Annotated in this window: 16 protein-coding genes and 1 pseudogene; all 17 read right to left on the reverse strand. The window is 52.9% G+C overall.

Annotated features, from left to right (window positions below; translation table 11 throughout):
- Positions 1-320: 320 nt before the first annotated feature.
- The 17 genes and pseudogenes from P1S59_07180 to P1S59_07260 all read right to left on the reverse strand — a co-directional run bounded on the left by P1S59_07180 (position 321) and on the right by P1S59_07260 (position 21,633).
- A complete protein-coding gene (locus tag P1S59_07180; GenBank protein MDF1526034.1) occupies positions 321-869 on the reverse strand; it encodes a 2-oxoacid:acceptor oxidoreductase family protein in 549 nt (182 codons plus the stop codon).
- A gap of 1 nt (position 870) precedes the next feature.
- A complete protein-coding gene (locus tag P1S59_07185; GenBank protein ID MDF1526035.1) occupies positions 871-1,686 on the reverse strand; it encodes a 2-oxoacid:ferredoxin oxidoreductase subunit beta in 816 nt (271 codons plus the stop codon).
- Positions 1,686-2,819, reverse strand: coding sequence for a 2-oxoacid:acceptor oxidoreductase subunit alpha (locus tag P1S59_07190; GenBank protein ID MDF1526036.1), 1,134 nt, complete (start codon positions 2,817-2,819; stop codon positions 1,686-1,688). Before P1S59_07190 ends, P1S59_07185 begins: the two co-directional genes overlap by 1 nt.
- The gene (locus P1S59_07195; protein ID MDF1526037.1) at positions 2,819-3,073 is read right to left on the reverse strand and encodes a 4Fe-4S dicluster domain-containing protein; all 255 of its coding nucleotides are present in this window, start codon (positions 3,071-3,073) and stop codon (positions 2,819-2,821) included. Before P1S59_07195 ends, P1S59_07190 begins: the two co-directional genes overlap by 1 nt.
- A gap of 25 nt (positions 3,074-3,098) precedes the next feature.
- Positions 3,099-3,971 carry a succinate--CoA ligase subunit alpha gene (sucD, locus tag P1S59_07200; protein ID MDF1526038.1) on the reverse strand — a complete coding sequence of 291 codons (873 nt, stop codon included), beginning with the start codon at positions 3,969-3,971 and terminating at the stop codon, positions 3,099-3,101.
- Entirely contained in the window at positions 3,968-5,134 is a 1,167-nt protein-coding gene (gene sucC, locus P1S59_07205) for an ADP-forming succinate--CoA ligase subunit beta (protein MDF1526039.1), read from the reverse strand. The genes sucD and sucC overlap by 4 nt, the downstream gene beginning before the upstream one ends.
- Before the next feature lie 159 nt (positions 5,135-5,293).
- Positions 5,294-5,851, reverse strand: a complete 558-nt coding sequence (locus P1S59_07210; GenBank protein MDF1526040.1) for a Fe-S-containing hydro-lyase — start codon at positions 5,849-5,851, stop codon at positions 5,294-5,296.
- Between the two features lie 134 nt (positions 5,852-5,985).
- Entirely contained in the window at positions 5,986-6,825 is an 840-nt protein-coding gene (locus P1S59_07215; GenBank protein ID MDF1526041.1) for a fumarate hydratase, read from the reverse strand.
- 159 nt (positions 6,826-6,984) lie between these two features.
- Positions 6,985-7,923: a malate dehydrogenase gene (gene mdh, locus P1S59_07220; GenBank protein MDF1526042.1), complete on the reverse strand. Its 939-nt coding sequence runs from the start codon at positions 7,921-7,923 to the stop codon at positions 6,985-6,987.
- Positions 7,924-8,644: 721 nt separating this feature from the next.
- Positions 8,645-10,447, reverse strand: a complete 1,803-nt coding sequence (aspS, locus tag P1S59_07225; GenBank protein ID MDF1526043.1) for an aspartate--tRNA ligase — start codon at positions 10,445-10,447, stop codon at positions 8,645-8,647.
- A 114-nt stretch (positions 10,448-10,561) separates the two neighbouring features.
- Positions 10,562-12,220 (reverse strand): response regulator, encoded by a 1,659-nt coding sequence (locus P1S59_07230; protein ID MDF1526044.1) that lies wholly within the window; start codon positions 12,218-12,220, stop codon positions 10,562-10,564.
- Entirely contained in the window at positions 12,220-13,476 is a 1,257-nt protein-coding gene (gene hisS, locus P1S59_07235; protein ID MDF1526045.1) for a histidine--tRNA ligase, read from the reverse strand. Before hisS ends, P1S59_07230 begins: the two co-directional genes overlap by 1 nt.
- Before the next feature lie 13 nt (positions 13,477-13,489).
- Positions 13,490-14,932: a diguanylate cyclase gene (locus P1S59_07240; GenBank protein MDF1526046.1), complete on the reverse strand. Its 1,443-nt coding sequence runs from the start codon at positions 14,930-14,932 to the stop codon at positions 13,490-13,492.
- A gap of 59 nt (positions 14,933-14,991) precedes the next feature.
- The gene (locus P1S59_07245; GenBank protein ID MDF1526047.1) at positions 14,992-17,385 is read right to left on the reverse strand and encodes a ComEC/Rec2 family competence protein; all 2,394 of its coding nucleotides are present in this window, start codon (positions 17,383-17,385) and stop codon (positions 14,992-14,994) included.
- A 1,483-nt stretch (positions 17,386-18,868) separates the two neighbouring features.
- Positions 18,869-19,432, reverse strand: a pseudogene (locus P1S59_07250) (ADP-ribosylation factor-like protein).
- 11 nt (positions 19,433-19,443) lie between these two features.
- Complete coding sequence (locus P1S59_07255; GenBank protein MDF1526048.1) at positions 19,444-20,214, reverse strand: hypothetical protein; 771 nt, start codon at positions 20,212-20,214, stop codon at positions 19,444-19,446.
- Positions 20,215-20,379: 165 nt separating this feature from the next.
- On the reverse strand, positions 20,380-21,633 hold the full coding sequence (locus tag P1S59_07260) for an SPOR domain-containing protein (protein MDF1526049.1): 1,254 nt from the start codon (positions 21,631-21,633) through the stop codon (positions 20,380-20,382).

The following is a 21,633-nucleotide window of genomic DNA, read 5'->3' on the forward strand; positions in this document are numbered from 1 at the left end:
ATTTTCCCTTTCCTCACGGATCAATGACTATCATTGCCGGTCATTGATCCGGGCGCCCACCACGGGGCGTGTTGATGACTGTTTACCGGGCCATCAACAATAGGGTCGCAAAAAGTCCAGGCGGGTCTTTTTGCTCCACGGAAAGGGAAAAGTGTCATTTTCCCTTTCCTCACGGATCAATGACTATCATTGCCGGTCATTGATCCGGGCGCCCACCACGGGGCGTGTTGATGATTTTTTTTACGTGTCCATCAACTATTACAAAAAAAGACGGTCAGAGGGGCCTCTGGGTGGTGGTCCCCTGTCAAGGATTCCGTAAATCAACTCTGGAGCCCAGTGACCAGTTCGCTGCCCAGCAGGAGAGCCCTCCGGTTGAGGTTCTCGGTACCTTTGGGCACTCTGCTCAAAACAGCTTTTTCAACATTTTCAAAGGACACGCTCTCAAGGATCGCGGCGATGGCACCCAGAGCAACGATATTGGCAACGAACACCTTGCCTACTTTTTCCTTGGCTGTATCGATAATAGGCAGGTGGTAAACCTTGTAATCCCCTTCTGGCAGCTTGGTGACCATCCTCGAGTCAATGAGAAGAACACCTCCCTGCTTCAGGTCGGGGGAATATTTATCGCAGGACTCCTGCGTAAGACAGAGAAGCAGATCGATCTCGGTAGCCTTGGGATAGTCGATATCGCCGTCGGAGATAATAACCTCCGACTTGCTGGCGCCGCCCCTGGCCTCAGGGCCATAGGATTGGGTCTGGACAGCGTTTTTTCCTTCAAACAGCGCTATAGCTTCGGCAAGGATGACTCCCCCAAGGACAAGCCCCTGGCCTCCTGAGCCGCTGAGCCTCACTTCATACCTTTCAGCCATCTTATCCTCCCTGGGCCATTTCGACGATCTTCTGATATTCTTCACAGTACTCCGGTTTGATGTCATTCCGGAACACCCCTGTGAGGATTTTCCCTTCCATCTCTTCCGGTGAAAGCTTCTGGGCAGCCTTGATCCCGACGGTGTTGTCCTTAAACCAAAGGATCATGTCAATGGGAGACCCAAGCTTGTTCCTCCTGCCGTAGGTTGTAGGACAGGTGCATAGAGCGTCTATTACAGAAAATCCATTGTGAGTGATCCCGTCGGCGATCTGCCTCTCCAGGGGAACGGCGTGGTAGACCGTGCCCCTCGATACATAGGTCGCACCTGCACCCATGCTCAACTCCGCCACATCGAAAGCGTAGTCCGGGTTGCCGTAGGGGGTCGTGCTGGCAAGTCTGCCATGGGGCGTCGTGGGGGAGAACTGGCCCCCCGTCATCCCGTAAATATTGTTGTTGAAAACGATCATGGTGATATCGATATTCCTGCGGCACGCGTGGATAAAGTGGTTGCCGCCTATGGCCAGGGAGTCACCATCCCCCGCCACACAAATGACGTTGAGGCTTGGATCGGCCATTTTTACCCCGGTCGCAAAAGCCAGGGAGCGACCGTGGGTCGTGTGCAGGGTGTTGAAATCCACATATCCCGGCATACGTGAAGCGCAGCCAATGCCTGAGACAATAACTGTTCTGTCCTTTTCAAGACCCACCCTGTCGATGGCCCTGATGATTGCTTTCATAACGGTGCCGTGGGCGCAACCCGGGCACCAGATGTGGGGCAGCTTCCCGGGGCGCATATACTGATCATAATTAAAGGCCATTACACCACCTCCCTGATCTTCTGGAGGATGTTCTCCGGTGTTATGGGATCACCATCCACTCTGTTGACTCCAACAACCTTCGCCCGACCCTCGATGCATCGCTGGACCTCGTTGATCATCTGTCCCAGGTTCATTTCCGGTACCACGATGGTGTCCACCCGCCCAGCCATCTCGATGGTCGGTCCTTCGGGATAGGGCCAGAGGGTGACAGGTCTCAGCAAATCCACAGGAATCCCTTCCTCCTGAGCCTGTTTGATGGCGGCCTTGGCAGACCTCGCGCTGGAACCGAAGGCCATGACGCCCACCTTGGCTCCGTCTTTCTGGAAATATTCATACTTTTCGATCATATCAAGGTTTTCCGTCACCTTGGCCATGAGCCTTTCCTCTTCAGGTTCCACGAGGGAAGGCTTGTTCGTTGGAAACCCTGACGCGTCGTGGTTAAGGCCTGTGACATGGAACCTGTACCCGCTTCCGAAATCAGCCATGGGCGGCACAATGCCCTTGCTCGTGTCGTAAGGGAGATATTCCTCCGGGGGGCAGTCAGGCCTGGGCCTGTCCCAGATCTCCAGTTCCCCCTTTTCCGGTATGACGATCTTCTCCCTCATGTGTCCGATAATCTCATCCGTCAGGAGAATAACGGGGGTGCGGAGCCGTTCGGAGATGTTGAAAGCCCTCACTGTCTCGTTGAAGATCTCCTGCACGGAGGCGGGAGTAAGGACGATGGCCGGGTGGTCCCCATGGGTGCCCCATTTAGCCTGCATGACGTCAGATTGGCTTGGGCCAGTGGGCAGGCCGGTGCTGGGGCCTCCTCTCATGACATTGAGGATGACGCAGGGGACTTCGGTGATGCACGCGAATCCCAGGTTCTCCAATTTGAGCGACATCCCCGGTCCGCTGGTGGCGGTCAGGCTCTTTTTGCCCACGAGGGACGCCCCGATGATGGAGGCCATGGCAGCGATCTCATCCTCCATCTGAATGAAAGCTCCCCCGACCTTGGGAAGGCGACGGGACAGCAGTTCTGCCACTTCAGTGGAAGGGGTTATGGGATATCCACCGAAAAATCGGCATCCGGCATAAAGCGCACCCTCGGCGCACGCCTCGTTCCCCTGATAGAAAACTTCTTTACCACTCATCAGTTTTTCCCCTTTTTGCCTTTGCCCATGACCTCAATGGCGAAATCAGGACATCTGATCTCACAGAGCATGCACTCGTTGCAGTCCTGGATACGGGCAACGTGAACCTTGAAATCCTTGAGATCCAGTACGGATTGGGGACACAGCTTTACACATATCTCGCATCCCTTGCAGTAACGAGGGATAATAGTGATCTGCCTTCCTTCATGCTCGGCGACCACCCTTTCCTCCTTCAGGGCCTTAACAGCACTCATAGAAACCTCCGGTTACCTTACTCAGTTACCTTCCCAATACCTTGGCGATCTCCGCTCCAATGTCTGCCGGGCTGCGGCTGACTGTGACACCGGCATCCTCGAGGGCTGCTATCTTTTCCGCTGCCGTACCTTTTCCGCCAGCTATGATAGCCCCGGCGTGCCCCATTCTTTTTCCAGCCGGTGCCGTCTGGCCCGCGATAAATGAAACAACAGGTTTGTTCATCTCATCCTTGATAAAGGCGGCTGCTTCCTCCTCGGCGCTGCCGCCGATCTCACCGATCATCACAACAGCACTTGTTTCGGGGTCGCCGTTAAAAAGCCTCAGAAGATCTATAAAGGTGGTTCCGATAACAGGATCCCCTCCGATACCGATACATGTACTCTGCCCGATTCCAAGCTCCGTCAACTGGGCCACCGCCTCATAGGTAAGGGTCCCGCTCCTGGATATGACACCCACGTCACCCGGCTTGTGAATGAATCCGGGCATAATGCCCATCTTGCACTGACCGGGGGTGATAACCCCTGGACAGTTAGGACCCACAAGGCGGACGCTGTTGTATTTGATCGCATCTTTAACCTTGACCATATCTACTGTGGGGATACCTTCGGTGATGCATATTACAAGCTCCACCCCCGCTTCGGCAGCTTCCAGGATGGCGTCGCCGCAAAATGCCGGCGGGACAAAAATAAGCGCGGCGTTGGCGCCTTCCTTCTCGACAGCCGTGGCTACCGTGTTGTACACCGGAATACCCTCCACATCCTGCCCGCCCTTTCCAGGGGTAACACCGGCTACGACCTTTGAACCGTATTCGACACACTGCTTCGTGTGAAAGGTCCCTTCACGCCCCGTAATGCCCTGCACCACGATCCGGGTATTGTTGTTTACCAGGATGCTCATTTCGCACCTCCCGCTGCGGCGACGGCCTTTTCCGCGGCTGCCTTGAGCCCCTTGGCCGTTTGGAAGTTAAGCCCTGATTCTTCAATGAGTTTCAACCCTTCATCGGCGTTGGTGCCTTCGAGACGTACAACCACAGGTACCTTCAAGTCTACATTCTTCGCAGCGGCGATAACCCCCTGGGCCACAATATCGCACCGCACGATACCGCCGAAGATGTTCACAAGGACCGCCTTCACATTTTCATCAGAAAGAATGATCTTGAAAGCGTTTGTCACAGACTCCTCATTGGCCCCGCCGCCCACATCCAGGAAATTGGCGGGCTCCCCGCCTGCAAGCTTGATAATGTCCATGGTAGCCATAGCAAGGCCCGCCCCGTTCACCATGCACCCCACTGCCCCATCCAGTTTTATATAGGAGAGCCCGTCTTCAGAGGCCTTGACCTCAGAGGGGTCCTCTTCTGACAGATCCCGCAGTTCTGCAAGCTCCGGGTGACGGTACATAGCGTTATCGTCAAAGTTCAGTTTGGCGTCCAGAGCCATGACATCGCCATCATTCGTGATGATCAAGGGGTTGATCTCAGCCAGAGAGCAGTCTTTTTCAACAAACAGCTTGTACAGTTTCATGACAAAGGATGCCGCTGCTGAGGCGGTCTTTCCTTCCAGGCCCAGCCCATATGCAAGGTTCCGTGCCTGGTAGGGCATCAGCCCCATACCCGGGTCAGCAAACTCCTTGAGGATCTTTTCGGGCGTCTCAGCAGCCACCTTCTCTATCTCTACACCGCCTTCTGTACTGGCCATGAAAGCCACTTTTTCGGTTGCCCGGTCCACAACCACGCCCAGATAGAGTTCTGATGCGATACCCACGGCACCCTCCACCAGCACTTTGCTGACAACCTGACCCTCCGGACCAGTCTGGTAGGTAACAAGGGGCTTTCCCAACATGCCTGCCGCGGCGGCCTCGGCCGCAACAGCGCCATCAACGACCTTGACACCTCCGCCTTTTCCTCGTCCGCCAGCGTGGATCTGAGCCTTGACCACGACCTTGCCGCCGATACCCCTGGCGATCGCTGCAGCGTCGGGTGCCGAAGTGGCAACTCCACCGTCAGTTGTGGGGATACCGTACTGTTTCAACAGCTCCTTGGCCTGGTATTCATGAATTTTCATGTAGGTCCCTCCTAAAAGAACTGTATCCAGGTGTCTAGGTGTCGAAGTATCTAAGTGTCTAAGTGTCTAAGTGTCTAAGTGTCTAAATGTCTAAATGTCTAAGTGTCCAGGATCTTATGCACGTAGTTACATAGGTACATAGATACTTAGTTACATGATTTATTTGATCGCATACTCCTTCAAACCCTGTTCATATAGATCATTTCCTTCCGTATCGTTGACCACGATAACGGGGAAATCCTTGACTTGCAGTCTGCGGATCGCCTCCGGTCCCAATTCCTCATAGGCCAGGACCTCTGAAGATACAATACGTCTGGAGATGAGAGCCGCTGCCCCGCCCACTGCCGCAAAATATACAGCCTTGTGCTTCACCATGGCCTCCACAACTTCCCTGGACCTGGACCCCTTTCCGATCATTCCTTTCAGCCCCTTCTCTATTAGAATGGGAGAGTAGGCATCCATACGATAACTTGTGGTTGGTCCCGCCGATCCGATGGCCTCCCCGGGCCTCGTGGGGGTCGGCCCCACGAAATAGATGATCTGCCCCTTAAGGTCCATGGGCAGATCGTCACCTTTTTCAATGAGTTCCACAAGCCGCTTGTGGGCTGCATCTCGACCTGTGAGCATGGTTCCCGTGATAAGGACCCGGTCCCCCGCTCGAAGGCCAGCCACATCCTCATCTGTAAGGGGGGGGGTCAGTACAACAGGATCGGACATTTTTTTCTCCTCAACATTTTTTCAGCTCACGCAGAAAAAATGTAAAAATAACAGCAAATGTATTTCTGTCTCCAACGCTTCCCGTTTCTCTTCCAGATTAATTATTTAGGGGGTGCAATTGTGCCGGGCAACACCTAAATAATTAATTCCTTGTGCCTGTGGGCGTGGCAGTTGATATTAACAGCCACAGGAAGGCTGGCAATATGGCACTGCTGCATCTCTACGTGTACACCCAGGGATGTCGTACGTCCACCCAACCCAGCTGGCCCAATGCCCAGTTTGTTGATCCTTTCAAAGATGATCCTCTCCATCTCAGCCAGTTCGGGATCCGGGTTCGGTTCACCGATATCCCTCAGTAACGCTTCCTTGGCCAGTAGGGCGGCCCTTTCAAAGGTCCCCCCGATACCGACACCCACCACAATAGGCGGACAGGGGTTAGGACCTGATTCTTTCACCCGCTGGACGACATAATCGATGATGCCATCCTTGCCGTCAGAGGGCTTGAGCATCATGACGCGGCTCATGTTCTCGCTACCCCCACCTTTGCCCGCAAGGGTCAGCTTTAGCCGATCCCCCGGTACGACCTTTATATGGATAATGGCCGGTGTATTGTCTCCCGTGTTCTTGCGGGTAAAAGGGTGGCATACACTTTTACGCAGAAAGGCCTCTTCATACCCCTGACGGACACCTTCATTTATGGCTTCGTTAAGATCCCCTCCCGCAACATGGACATCCTGACCCAATTCCACGAAGATCACGGCCAAACCGGTGTCCTGACACATAGGGAACTTCCCTTCATCGGCTATTTGGGCGTTCTCCAGGAGCTGTTTAAGAACATCCTGACCGGACGGGGAGGTCTCTTCCTCAAGTCCTTTATCGAGAGCACTTACCACATCTTCTCCAAGGTGGTAGGCCGCACTCATGGAAAGACTTTTGATCGCTTCTGTAATTTCCCCTGCTGTGATCTCTCTCATACGACCCCCCCTCGGGGCACCACCCAACCCAACTTACTCCTTGAACGGAGCAATGGCACCGGTTGGGTGGTCATAAGTTGATATGAAAAAAGGAGGCAGCCGCCGGAATTTCCGGCGGTCTCCCTCCATGTGCTGGCGAACAAACCTCGATCTCCTTCATCAGAAAGGCAGTTTCTGAACATTTTCCCTGATATCTTCCACCGATTTCTCAAGCATCGCCTTCTCTTCATCGGTCAGTTCTATCTCGATTATCTTCTCGACACCGTCGCCGCCAAGGATGATGGGGACACCGACATAAAGCCCGTCGAAAACGTTGTACTCGCCCTCAAGGGCCGCAGCACAAGGCATCATCCGCTTCTTGTTCTTGAGGATGGCCACAGCCATCTCAACCGCGGCAGCTGATGGTGAGTAATAAGCACTTCCGGTCTTCAGGAGGCTCACGATCTCACCACCCGCATTGCGCGTCCTCTGCACGATGGCCTCTATACGGTCTGCGGGAATCAGTTTTTCGATGGGGATACCGCCGGCGTATGAGTAGCGAACCAGCGGGACCATGCTGTCCCCGTGCCCACCCATGACAAAGGCGCTGGTGTCCTGAACTGAGATTCCCAGTTCCATGGCGATAAAGGCCCTGAACCGGGCGCTGTCAAGTACACCGGCCATTCCCACAACCCTGTTCTTGGGGAAACCGCTGACCTGCCTGGCCACGTAGGTCATGACGTCCAGAGGGTTGCTCACCACGATTATGTAGCAATCCGATGAATATTTGACGATCTGCTCCGTACAGGACTTAACGATCTCGAAGTTCTTGATAAGGAGATCGTCACGGCTCATGCCCGGTTTCCGGGCGAGTCCCGCTGTGATGATGACGACGTCCGAATTGGCCGTTTCTTCATAGCTGTTGGTGCCGATGATGTTATAATCGAATCCCTCTACAGGAGCGGTCTGGATGAGATCGAGAGCCTTGCCCTGGGGCATGCCCTCAAGAATATCCACAAGGACGATATCTCCCATATCCTGAGCGGCAAGCCAATGGACAGCTGTGGCACCTACGTTCCCGCCGCCAACAACGGTGATCTTGTTTCTTCTTTTCGCCATGTGAGACCCCCTTGGTTCTGGCCGGGTAAACTGGCCAGCAGTTTACTGTTAACAGTTTACAGCTTATGGTCAGATCCAGGCCGTATCATCAGTACTTCTAACGGGTGGATTGAACTGTAAACCGTGTACTTTGAACCGTTAACTACTCCCCGACATACAAGTGAACTACCACGGGCTCACGCCCGCAGAATTAAGAATGAGCATTAAATTTCACATGGCCGAACCAGGTACATCCAACCTCTGTAACACCTTATTACCCTTCGGCCATCCAGAGCAATGAAAGCGGATATTGTTAAGAAATTGGACCTGCTCATATTGATTTTGGCCCATGTTGCAGGCTCTTAAATTAAAAAAAGGGGGACGACGTTCCCGCCGTGCCCCCTATGAACCGGCCTTCCCGTCTGATCCAGCGGAGGGGGGTTTCGCTGAACCAGTTCGGCTGAGGCCTGACACTAAAACCTAGAATTACTAGTATACAATATACAGTATACGTATATAGGGCAGACGAAGGGCTGTCAAGGATTTTTAGGGTAAAAGACGGTGATTTGTGACGGGAAAAGTCAATTGCGAATTGAGGATTGAGGATTGAGGATTGAGAATTTAGAATTGAGAATTGAGCAATAGTGAACTGTGAACCGTGAACAGTGAACGGGGTTTTCTCCGCGTCCCCGTGTTTCCGCGTCACCGCGTCTTAAGATCTTTCTCCCCCTCCCGGGCAAAACTATTTCCGCAATCGCAGCCCCAGTTCCGCAAGCTGGGCCGGGTCCACCGGGCTGGGGGCATCCGTGAGAAGACAGGTCGCTTTCTGGGTCTTGGGAAATGCAATGACGTCCCTTATGGATTTGGCGCCGGTGAGCAGCATCATGATCCTGTCAAGACCAAAAGCGATGCCTCCGTGGGGGGGTGCGCCATACTGGAGGGCTTCCAGGAGGAACCCGAACTTTTCAATAGCCTCTTCAGGGCCGATATTGAGAAGTTCGAAAATCCGACTTTGGACATCCTTGCTGTGGATACGGATGCTCCCTCCTCCAATTTCAGACCCGTTAAGGACCATGTCATAGGCCTTTGCACGGACCTTATCCGGATCCGACGCAAGTAAATGAAGGTCTTCCTCCTTGGGTGAGGTGAAGGGGTGGTGCATGGAATAGTACCTTCCATCGTCCTGGTCGTACTCAAACAGCGGGAAGTCAACCACCCAGAGGAAATCGAACTTGCCCTCCGGGATGAGGTTAAATTTCTGGGCAACATGGAGCCTGAGCTGCCCCAAAGACTCGTTGACCATGGATGCCCCCCCCGCAATGACAAGTAAAAGGTCGCCGGGTTGAAAAGAAGCTCGCGCCTCGACTTCCTGCCTGACGTCCTCGCTAATAAATTTAGCCAGAGGAGACTGCCAACCGTCCGGATTGATTTTAAACCACGCAAGCCCCTTTGCACCGTAAATGGCAGCATGGTCAGCCAGTTCATCAAGCTCCTTGCGTGAGGTGTCGCCGCCACCCTTAACGTTAAAACCTTTGATTATCCCGCCACCCTTGAGGGTTTCGGAAAAAATTCGTGCTTCCGTACTTCCGAGGTTGTCCGTAAAATCAACGAGCTCCATGTCAAAGCGGGTGTCAGGCCGGTCAACACCGAACCTGTCCATGACCTCCCCATAGGAGATCCTGGGGAAAGGAGTTGGGATATGAATACCCTTGGCAGATTTTAAAAGATCGGCCACCATCCGCTCCATAACGTCAAAAAGAGTGTCCTCGGTTACAAAGGACATCTCAACATCGATCTGAGTGAATTCGGGCTGACGGTCAGCCCGCAGATCCTCGTCCCTGAAACAGTGAACGATCTGAAAATATCGATCGTACCCCGAGATCATGAGAAGCTGTTTGAACAGCTGTGGCGACTGAGGGAGAGCGTACATGAGCCCGTTGTGCACTCTGCTGGGCACCAGGTAGTCACGAGCGCCCTCAGGTGTGCTCTTGGTCAATATTGGTGTCTCGATCTCGAGAAAGTCTTCGCCATAGAAGAAATCACGAACACTCTTACTGGCCAGGGACCTTAGAACCATGTTTTCACGAAGTGTATCCCTTCTCAGATCCAGATACCGGTACTTAAGCCGTACGCTCTCAGCAACTTCCATACCTTCCCGATCGTCCAGACTGAACGGCGGGGTCAAACTGGAGTTGAGCACCTTGAGTTCATCCACCATCACCTCTACATTACCGGTAGCAATTTCCGGATTAGACATGCCTTCCGGCCGAGGTATAACCTCACCTTTTACAGAGATAACATACTCTGACCGCAGGTTCTCAGCCTTTCCGTGGGAAATTGGATTGTGCTCAGGGTTGAAAACAACCTGAGTCAACCCCCACCTGTCCCTCAGATCAACGAAGATGAGACCGCCATGATCGCGACGGCGAAGGACCCACCCCATGAGAAGGACTTTCTCACCGATATTCTTTTCTGTCAGATCGCTGCAATGATGGGTACGTTGCCAATCGCCAAGGGGATCCAGTTTTCCAGGTGTCGTTTCCAAAGGTTGCTCCTTTAAGATCCGTGAAAAGTGAAACGTGAACAGTGAACGGGAAAAACCAAAAGGATGCTAGCAACTTCCATAATTAACGATTCACGATTCACCGTTCACCATATATTAATTTTCCTTCAACCTCTTCAACATGACCTGCTGCTGCTGTATCTCCAGGGAAAGGGAGGCCAGGTTCAGCAGAATTTCCAGTGAATCGATATCCCTGGGAGGTGTCCCGCCTGGTATAACATCGCAATACAGCAGTGCCACGACCATATTTTGAACAAGGATAGGAAGAATAACCGTATGCTTCGGCAAGGGTTCCCCGAGCAGTTCCTTGATCTGACTCCCCAACTTTTCACCTGGATCATTTACGGTGATCAGTTTCCCGGCTTCTACAGCCTGCTTGATGAGGGGCGAATCAGATATTTTCATGGATAGTTCCTTGACACTGGCTCCGAACTGCTGACCCTCGGGACGCCTGTCACCTCCGTAAAAACCGGTCAACTCATCCTTTCTTATAAGGAAGATCGCGCATCGATCCATCTCCCGAGCCGCGAAATTGACAATGACTTCGGCCATTTTGGCAAGGCTCTTGTCTCTCACCATACTGGAGCTTGTCTCGGAGAGGAACCTGATATCCCCGGTGTCTCTCTGGACGACTTCGCCAACCTTTTCCAACTCCTCCCGAGACTGTATTAACTGGGTCAGGAGCTCCTCCCTGAGGATGTTTTGCTGATCTCTCTCAAAATAAACCTCGTGCCGCTGGATAACGTTCTGGATGCAGACGGCCACCTCTTCGATAAACAGATTCAGCTGGTTTTCCAGTTCCTCCGGACGAATTTCCTTACGGTCAGGTTTGTTGATGTAATAGGTGGCACCTAGAAACAGCGCACGTCTCCTGATGCTTGCATCCGGGTAGGCTGTGTTTACGATGACCGGAATATGGCTGTAGGTTTTCTGGATCTCCTCTAAAAGTTCCAGGCCGCCGAAAATCCCCTTCCCGCTCAAGGTGGGCATGATGAGATCCGCAAGAACGATAGGTATTTTCCCCGTATCTTCGTATTCCATCAGCTTCTCTAAAGCCAGGTGAGGGGACTCAACTGCATCCACTTCAAAACCGAAACTGATGAGTTTGTCCTTGAACATCTCCCGCATAAGCATCTCGTCCTCAACCAACAGAACGACTTCGTCCGGTTTTAGATCACGGAGCTTCTGGCTGACCCGACGCACAGCCTGGAGGATTTCCTCCTTGATGTTTTCGTCTATCTTCCCTTTGTGCGGAACGATCTGATCGATGGCCCATTCATCCTCGACGGCGGATGCCATTTGCGCCGCCTTATTAGCCATTTCCTTGTAGGAAATATCACCTACCGGATCCCCGGGCACCTCCTCCTCCTCAACACGGTACAGACCCTCCTTCCATGTGAGCAAGTGGACAAGGGATTCCTCGGCCACGCTCATCATGGCTGTGGCAAGTGATTCCTTTTCAATGACAGCCTGCTCTATGAGGATCTCCCCCAGGAAGGAACCGCCTTTTGTCTTTTGAGCGTTCAGGGCGCCCTGAAGTTCCTTCTCGGTAATAATGTTCTTGCTGACAAGGTACCTTCCCAACCTGCTCTTTGCGCGAGGTTCCCTTATAAACACGATCTTGCCACCCTTCAGGGTAACGGAGGCCAGCCCCGTTTTACCCTTAAGGGTCACCGTGCCGGTAAAAGACGTTCCTTCAGCATCGGTGAGGATCTTCAGAAGGTTTTTGCTTTTAAGGCTTCCAGATGTGTTCATCACTTTTCTTTCCCCTTCAGTTTTTTCAAGAAGGATTCCCTATCAACCGTAACCTGGTCTCCTGTAGAGAAATCCTTTACCTGCAAAGTTCCGGCCTTCAGTTCATCATCTCCCACCAGGAGCACTTGCGGAGTTCCTGTCCTGTTGGCAATCCTGAGCTGCGCCTTGAGACTCCTGTCCTCCAGATCAGTTTCTACGGAATACCCCTTCCCTCGAAGGGCATCCGCGAGAGCCATGACATTGATCCGCGCGGTATCCGTTGCCGCGGCAATGTAGTAATCCACCACAGGTAACGGGATGTTATCCCAATCCATAACATGGGTCAGACGCTCGAGCCCTATGGCAAAACCGATCCCGGGGACATCCCCTCCTATCTCCCTGGCAAGACCGTCATACCTGCCGCCGGCCGCCACAGCGTTCTGGGCTCCCAGTCCACCGCAAACAGCCTCGAACGCGGTCCTGTTGTAGTAATCAAGACCTCGCACGATCCGGGGATCCACCTGGTAGGGAACATTGAGACCGGTTAGGCCGCTGTTTACACGAGAGAAGTGATCCTCGCACTCCGGACAAAGATATTCAAGTATTACCGGAGATGCCTCCAGAACATCCCTACAGGAAGGAACCTTACAGTCCAGCACCCGCATGGGGTTTGTTTCGGTCCTCCGCACGCAGTTCGAACACAGGTCACCCGCAGAACTCTTTATGAAATCAACCAGATCTTCCCTGAAAGGAGGCCTGCAGACTTGACACCCGAGGGAGTTTACCAGGATCTTCACATCCTGCAATCCCAACTCTACAAAAAGCAGATGGAGCAGATCGATGACTTCCACATCCACCATAGGTCCCGATCCACCAATAGCTTCAAGGCCTATTTGATAAAACTGCCTGTACCTTCCCTTCTGAGGCCGCTCGTACCGAAACATAGGGCCCGTATAAAATATTTTTGTAACTCCCCCCTGTAATTTCCAGCCTCCTTCAAGGTATGCCCTCACAGCAGATGCGGTACCTTCCGGACGAAGGGTCAAGCTCGCCCCATTGCGATCCGGGAATGTGTACATCTCCTTTTCCACGATGTCCGTAGCCTGGCCTATGCCGCGGGAGAAAAGCTCCGTAGACTCAACCAACGGAAGCCGAACTTCACGATAACCGAAACGACCGAAATGCTTCCTGGTACGGTCTTCCGCATAGCAATGCCTGAAGGTTTCATCTGGAGAGATATCCCTGAAGCCGCGGATACCCCTGATGAGTTTACTCATGGTAAGTGGTCCTCTATGCGGTATCGGAAGAGATGGGAGGATCTATCGGTCCGGTCAGCGTCTGTTCTCCGGGTGTGGCGACATACACAATGTTCTTGCGTCCAAATTTACCCTTGTACATGGCTTCATCAGCCAGATGGAGAAGTTCCACCTTGGTCACACCGTGTTCCGGATAGGACGCAACGCCGATGGAAACGGTGAGTTTGATGGGGTACCCTTCACTTTCCGTGAAGATGTAGTCCTCAACCATCTGACGGATTCGTTCGGCTACGATCACGGCACCCTTGGAATTGGTGTCGGTCAGCACTACGATGTATTCGTCCCCTCCGTACCGGGCAACAGCATCCACTTTTCGCACAGCTCCCTTCAGCAGCCCGGCCAGTTCTACCAGGATTTTGCTCCCCAGGAGGTGACCGTGCTGATCGTTGACCTCTTTGAAGGAGTCAAGGTCCAGGAACAACACCGACATGGAGGAGCTAAGCCGCTGGGCCCGAACAAGTTCCCTGTCGAGAATGTTGTTCAGATACCTGTAGTTGAAAACGTTGGTCAGGTCGTCTGTGATGGTTAGGATCTTGGCCTGGGAATAAAGCATGGCGTTTTCCAGGGCTGTACTGGCATGTTGGCACAAAAAGTTTGACACACGCAGCGATTCCTTACCGAAAACCCCTTTCTTTTCTGTATCGAAAAGGACAACAACTCCTGCCAATTCGTTCTTATTCTGAAGAGGAATAAAAAGAGATGACTGGACAGGATCTGAGCTGCTCCTGTATTTAACAGTCGTAGTCAAGGGGTGATCCGGGATGAACGGTTCGGACAGGTGGGCCAGTTCCTGTTGAAACTCATCGAACAGTTTCCTGTCTAACCCCTCGTTCTCCTGAACGTCGAACCCTTCTGACAGAATGATGTTGGATTCGCCCTGTTCCTGGTCAACTATGTAGAGGAAACCCCTCGTGGCGCCGGTTTCCTTGATGATGAGGTCGAAAATAATCTGGTAAAGTTCCTCTATTTCGATGGTCCTGGAGATGCGGCTGCTGGCATCGTAAAGCTTAAGGCTGTTCCTGAGTTCCCTGTTCTCTTCTGCCAGTTTCGACTGCTCCAGAGCGCGATGTACCACGATCTTGAATTCGGCTGGGTTCAAGGGTTTCCGGATGTAATCGAGAGCTCCGATCTTCATGGCCTTGACTGCAGTCTCCACGGTACCGTGACCGGTTATGAGGATAACACCCAGGTAAGGGTGCTCCAGACGAAGGATCTCCACCAGGTCAAGTCCGGTTTTGTCCGGCATGACAAGATCGGAGATGACCAGATCAATCCCCCCCTGGCGGATGATCTCAAGACCATCATCAACGCTTTGGGCCTCAACGACCTCAAAGCCACCATCCTCTTCAAGGATCTGATGGCAGAAAGTCCGTGCGAAACGGTCATCGTCAACCACCAGTATCTTCGATACGGTCATCGATTCTCCCCGGGAAAAATTATCTAAAAAATTCTCTAAAGACATATAAAATAACAGTTTTAATTATCAGAACCAAACATGGTTGTCAACAACAGCGGATCAACTTCAAACGGCCCACCCTTTTTGTACCGTATTTTCACAATTGTATCACCTGTGAACACAAGTTTTATCCCCTTCCCCTCGAACCATTGAACAACCTCAGGAGCCGGGAGATGACTGTTCCCGGGAGACCGGGAGGGGCACACCGCGATGAAATTACCATCGCTATTGATGGAAGACACGGCGTCATCCAGACCGGCCGGCGGAAACCCACTTTTGCTGCCGTGGTGCGGAACCTTTAACAGATCCAGGCTGTGGATCCTGCCCAGGGAGCGCTGGACCTGATCCCAGCCGGCATCGCCTGTAAACAGAGCCCGGAATCCCTCAATCTCCAGAAGCAACTGCAGGGATCCCCTGTTAACGTCCTTCACCTGTTTTCCCTTCTCCTCAGTCCCAAGAACCGTAAAAACCATGGAAGAGAGCTTCACCACCTCTCCGTACCTCAAACCTTGTACACTTGTATCCGTGAAGGTCCTGCCAGGGGAAATGGACCGATCCTCTTCCAAACCGGAACCTTCCGGCAGATAAATTACCTGTACCGGCCACTTGGCCATGATGTCCTCCAACCCGCCGGCATGGTCGGGATGGAGATGGGACAGGAAAATAGCCTCCAAATTCCGGACCCCCTGCCTCTGAAGGGCCCTGGCTACCGGACTGTCCCGGCCTGGAAACCCTCGCGGACCGCAATCTATAAGAACCGTTTTACCATGGAAAGTGATTATTGCAGCGTCCGCCTGCCCCACCATAGGAAAACTGATAACCAGGTCGTCGCGATTTATCTTTTCATTAAAAAACTCACCGGTTCCGGAAACGGCAAGTATAATAATAAAGATCGCTATTCCAGCATTCAAACGGTATTTTTTTTGCTGCCATACCAAGACTCCTACCAGCGCAGTCAGTGATGCGATCAGGCACCCCGCCGGGGAAAGTCGCTGAAATGAAAGGGGCAGATCAGCCAAATGAGCCATAAACATGAGTATTAGACCCGATGCCTCAAGCCATATGTTTATTAGAGGCTCGAGGGGAAACCATGGGAACAGGGCAGCAGAATCTATGAGAACCGCAACAGGTATCAGAAACAGACTGAAGGGTACGCCGGCGACGAGGTTCCCAATCGGTGCGATAATGGAAATCCCACCGGCGAGCCAAACGGCCATGGGCAAAGTGAAAAGGATCGCCCCCATGGTCATTTGCATCGAACCTTTTATAAAATTGCCTCCCCATCCACTGCTCAGTCCCCGGCCACCGAGACCTCGACTGCTCAGAACGATCCCGGTGACCGCCAATGCCGAAAGCACAAGGGAAACATCGGGCTGTTCATCGGAACTGAAGCAGACCAGGAGCAAAACGCACAAGGAGAGGCTTGTCATAGGTGAGGAGTTTCGTCCTGGGAGGACCGCCGACCCCACCAGTATAAAATATACTACAGCCCTCAGAGCCGAAGCACTGAGTCCCGTAAAACACATATAAATAGCGACGGCAAATACGGAAAAGATCAAAAAAACACCACGGACTACACGCGGGTTGACACGCTGTAAGGTTGAGGCACAAAGACGAAGGATGAGCAGGAACGGGAGGATGGCCGCTCCCACATGCACCCCTGATATGGCCAGAAGGTGATAGGTTCCGGTCTTTTGAAGAATATCCCTGGTTCTCACCCCAACCTGCCACCTTTCGCCAAGGGAAATAGCGCCCAGCAGCCCTGAGGTGGAACTGCCCTTGAAAGTACGAAGAACTTTAACAAGACGTTCACGACCCTTGAAAAAGGTTGAAAGCGCCCTTGGACCTGCCTGCCATCCGCCGGTAACGATGCTGCCATTGATCACAAGTGGAACGATTCCGGGACCGGTTTCATGTAAAACAGTCCGCATAATGATCTCCTCCCCCTGCATGATCTCCTCACTGACAGGAACACTGACCCTTAGAAGGAAGTTCACCGTTTCACGTCCGGAACCCCACACCTCAGAAACTCTTACCGTAAGCGTATTTTGCCCGTATAAAGACGGCGTTTTCCCCACCACTGTGCCTTTAACTGTCACCTGCATGCTGTAAAATCTGGAATTGGCATGAAGGTGTAAACGTTTCAGATTCTCAAGGGTAATACCGCTGATAATACCAGCGGCACTCAAGGCCAGGATGGAAGGCTGCACAAGTGCCAGAACACAAATTGCGGGCATGGCGATGGAAAGCCACCTCTGATCCTGTTTCAGGGTGAAGCGGCCAAAAAGGCATCCGATGAGAAGACACACCGCCATGATCACAGCGGGGGCACAGGGGAGGAAGGGCCGGTGATCGTTTATCCGCTTGTCCGCCGCAGCTTTAAGCGAAGGCGGATGATCGGTGGAAGAGTTCATCCAGAAGGAGGAGCAAGATTGGGGCCATAATGATTTTCCCACGAAGTAAGCGGGGAAAAGCAATGTCTAGATTCTAGTGTCTAGAGTTTAGATAATGATTTGGAAACGGGGTGTCGGCGTGTCGGGGAGATATCGACTTGGCGATCAATCTCAGATCTCAAATCTCAGATCTCAAAAGTTTACCCAGGGCTGAGCTTTCCTCTGTGCCTGGAACCTGTCACGCCAGAGGCGTGATACCTCCGTGGTGATTAAAATCGTTTTTATTGAACCGCGCCTTAAACCCGATTCAAGCCTTCCTCTGCGCCTGAAGCCTTTCACGCCAGCGACGTGACGAACTCTGCGTTTCAAACCACCGCCTTTATAGTAATAAAAAAAGGCGGCCCTCAGGCCGCCCGATCTTTATATCTTCTGCATTCTACATTCCACATTCTACATTCTATTTCTTTTTGAACCTCCCAAACAGTCCCTTCTTCTTCGGCGCCTCTTCCTCAGGTTCCGTTTCCGGGAAATCAAAATCCAAAGAGGGGGCAGTGGGATCATACTCTGAATCAGGTTTCGGGGAGGATATTCCCGCCGCCGCAGTGTCCAGGTCCTTTTTCAGGAGAAGCTTTTCCTCCTGAGGAGGAAGCTCCGGTATACGAAGATCATCGTGCTCCTGCCCATCCAGAGGAGCACCAAGAGGCTCGTTTATCGAATCCTCAAGGGGCATCAGCTCCTCTTCCACCAATAGCCTGTTTTCAGAGGCGCTTTGGGTCTCAATTGGGTCAGTTTCAGGCTCAAACTGAGGCTCTGGCCCAGATTCCGCTTCAGATACCGTCTCGGTTTCCGGGGTGGGCTCAGGCTTGTCCTCCGCAGCCTTGAGGAAGGGGAATTCGGGATGAGGTCCGGGCTCGGATACACCAAGAGCGGCACCAGATACATCAACCTCAAGGCTTCTACCCTCTTCACCCTCCAACATCCTGGCATTAATGTTGATGGACAACTCCAGTGTTCCAAGACCCTCTACAGGGACCAGTATCTTTATGGGTGAACCAGATGCATGTTCCTCCATCACGACGTTGGCGTGGTCCCCCTCGATCCCGCCACTGGCGGGACTCGGGGCAGGCGTGACAGGTTTGGTCTCAGGTTCCGGTTCGGGTTCTGGTTCGGGTTCTGGTTCGGGCTCGGGAAAAGGCTCAGCCTTATCCCTCATCGCTTCCTCCTCCATCAAGGTATCAGCGGCCATGGAAGCAACAGTGGATGCGAAGGAGGATTCTGGTACTGGTTCGGGTTCGAGCTCGGGCCTGTCCTCCATAGTTTCAGCGAAGGCGGATTCGGGTTTGGATTCGAGCCCTTCGATCCCGCTTTCAGCGGCTTCTGGAATAGGGTCAGCCTCAGATGCTTCCGGTTCAGACCTGCCCGCCCCAGCCTTGGCGGAGGAGGATTCGGGAGAAAGTTCAGCTACACTTCCCATTCCGCCGGCAAACTGGTCCCGCTGCCCCCTCATAGCGAGACGCACGATCTCAGTCAGTGTCTCCATTACACCCTTGCCATCAGAGGCTACTGCCTCGGTCATAACAGCTCCATGATGGTTCAGCAAGGAGGTTAGCTCCTCCATGGAGATCGCTTCGTCCAGATCTCTTTTATTGGCCTGAATGATGTGGGGCAGGTCCCCCAGAGACTTTCCATAGGACTGAAGGTTTTTTTCAAGATTGAGCACACTCTCAAGGTTGGCATCCGCCATTGCCTTTTGCGAATCGGCCACAAAAACGATCCCGTCAACGCCCTTGAGAACCAGTTTCCGCGTAGCGTTGTAATGAACCTGGCCTGGAACCGTATACAAGTGCAGCCTTATCTTGTATCCCCCCAGGGAGCCTAGCTCCAGTGGCATGAAATCGAAGAACAAGGTTCTGTCGGTCTGGGTGGCCAGGGATACGAGCTTTCCCCTATATTCAGACTTGATCCCATCGTGGATCTTCTGAAGATTGGTAGTCTTTCCTGAGAGCCCGGGCCCGTAATAAACGACCTTTACGTTTACTTCTTTCTTAGGATAGTTGAAGACCGCCATCCTGTTTCCCCTTATTTCTTTTCGACTTTCGTACTTGTCATTCTCCTGGCATTGTTTCTCAAGGCAACCGGGAGAGACCTGCTCTTTGCAATGAGCTCCAGGTCATTTCTGCTCACACGGGTCAAGAATCTGATGGAGAGGTTGACCGGTGTCTTGGGGTTCATGACAAGCCCCTTAAGTATATTGCGATTTGCCACCCACTCACGGTTGTTTGCTATAGCACGGAGTATCTCCACGTTGGTCCCGGTATTCTTGGTGAGCATCTCAATCTCGTTCTCTTTGAGACCGGGGTTTTTCAATACAGCCTTATAAACGTCCCTGTTGGTATCCTTGATGAGGATGGTACGGACTTCCTTGTCGCCTTTCATGGCCGTCTTGATCTTCTGACCAACGGTCATCTTCTGGATGCTTTGGGAGATACTCAGCGTTTTTTCTTCTTCCAGGGGCGCTTCTGTATCCTCTTCAACTACCGCCCCTACTTCCTCCGTAAGCACGATGTCGGTTACGACAAGGAGCGCTCGATCCTCCTCAGAAAGGAACGGGTTGCTCAGCAAGGCTTCGATCCAGTCACGCCGCTGGCCTGCGTGCCTGGCAAAGTATGCGATGGCATGGCTGGAAAGTTTCGGATCTGCGAGAAGAACGGTTATATCTTCGGGGATTATTTCTTTCAGAACCCGAACAGCGATATCCCTCTCCCTGGTCTCTCTGGATTCCAGCATCTTTATCAGGGTACCGAGGTGAAGAGCATCCATTTTGCCTGGCGGTTGGGAAGTATCCTGCATTTAAGATCCCCAAGGTAAAGCCGTGATTCGTGATCTGGTGCACGTGCTCAAGACGCGGCGACGCGGTGGCGCAAAGAGGAAGTTACTCCGTGTCTCCCCATCCCCGTGTCTCCGTGTCTGGACCCAGCCCCGAGTCATCATGGCGGCGGGATGAGGGGCAGGATTTCACTGCAGTTTGACCACAACACCTTCCAACCCTTTGTCCTTGAGTTCCTGTTTGGCAATGGCGGCATCATCCCTGTCAGGATAACTCCCCACACGAACGAAAGTCATGGGCAGCCTGGCCTCCCGCTTGAGCAGTTTTACCGGATAGCCCATGGAGCGGATCTTTTTCATGATGCTCGTAGCGTTTTCTTCCAGCAAATAGCTGCCGGCATTGATGATGGCGCCTCCATCGTCGCGACGCCTCATATTGGAGTCCACACCCGCCTCCTTGAGCCGGGAGAGAACGGCCCTGGCGTCATTGACATTATCGAAGGGGCCCACCGTCAACATGTTCATCATAGCTGTTGTCGATCCTTTTTTCCGGAAAGGTTCATATCCCAGCCCGCGCAGCTTCTTTTCAAGTTCGACAACGCTGGAGTCGAGAATAAAAGCGCCCATCTGCAGGGAATACTGGACCGTACCTGCTGCTGCCACTGGAGCCGCTTCCGGCACTGGTTCAGGTTTCGGCGTGGGTTTTATAATCACCGGTGCCGTTTCTGGAAGCGTTTCAGGTGAAGTGACTACAGTATCAATTGAGGTATCACCAGAGGTCTTGACAGGCTGGATCGTCTCACCACCAGACGGGGTCTCGGCCTGGACTTCAGTGATCACATTCTCAGGTACAGGTGCAGGTTCCGGTTTGAGGGGGGTGACGGCAACACTCACCGGCGGAATCGGGACGGCCGGCATCGCTGCCTTATCTCTCTTAAGGTAGGTCAATGCCCCGTAGAGAAGCCCGATAATTATGATCAGGGCGCCGCCGATGACTACAAAGGGAGAGGGTGACTTCCTGGTACCCCTTTCAACCGCGTCATCCACCATCTGCTCCTGGTCGAAGACCGGCTCGTCAAAGGTCTTTTCCTCCGAAATTGGCCCCTCTGAAAGGATCCCATCCATGAGATCCGAAACAGCGATATCAGGCAAAGGGGGAGTCGGTAAGGGAGGCGGCTGAAGGGGGGGCATCCCGAATTCGGGAGAAGGCTCCATTGCCGCTGGTTCACCAGGGGGAAGATCGGGAACCGGTGGTGGTCCCTCAGGGGTGTCTTCAGACCTGGTGGAGGAAAGACCAGGCAGTGGTCCCAGACCCTGCTCTTCCTGACCGAACAGGTCTTCTTCACTGTCCGGCTTACCTGAATCGGTAGTCTTTTCCTTTTTGCCGAAGGAAAAGGGGTCCAGGTTTTCCCGTTTGGGGAAAAGGTCGAAATCGTCGCCCAT

This window comes from bacterium, assembly GCA_029210965.1.
In the GTDB taxonomy this organism is placed as follows: domain Bacteria; phylum BMS3Abin14; class BMS3Abin14; order BMS3Abin14; family BMS3Abin14; genus JALHUC01.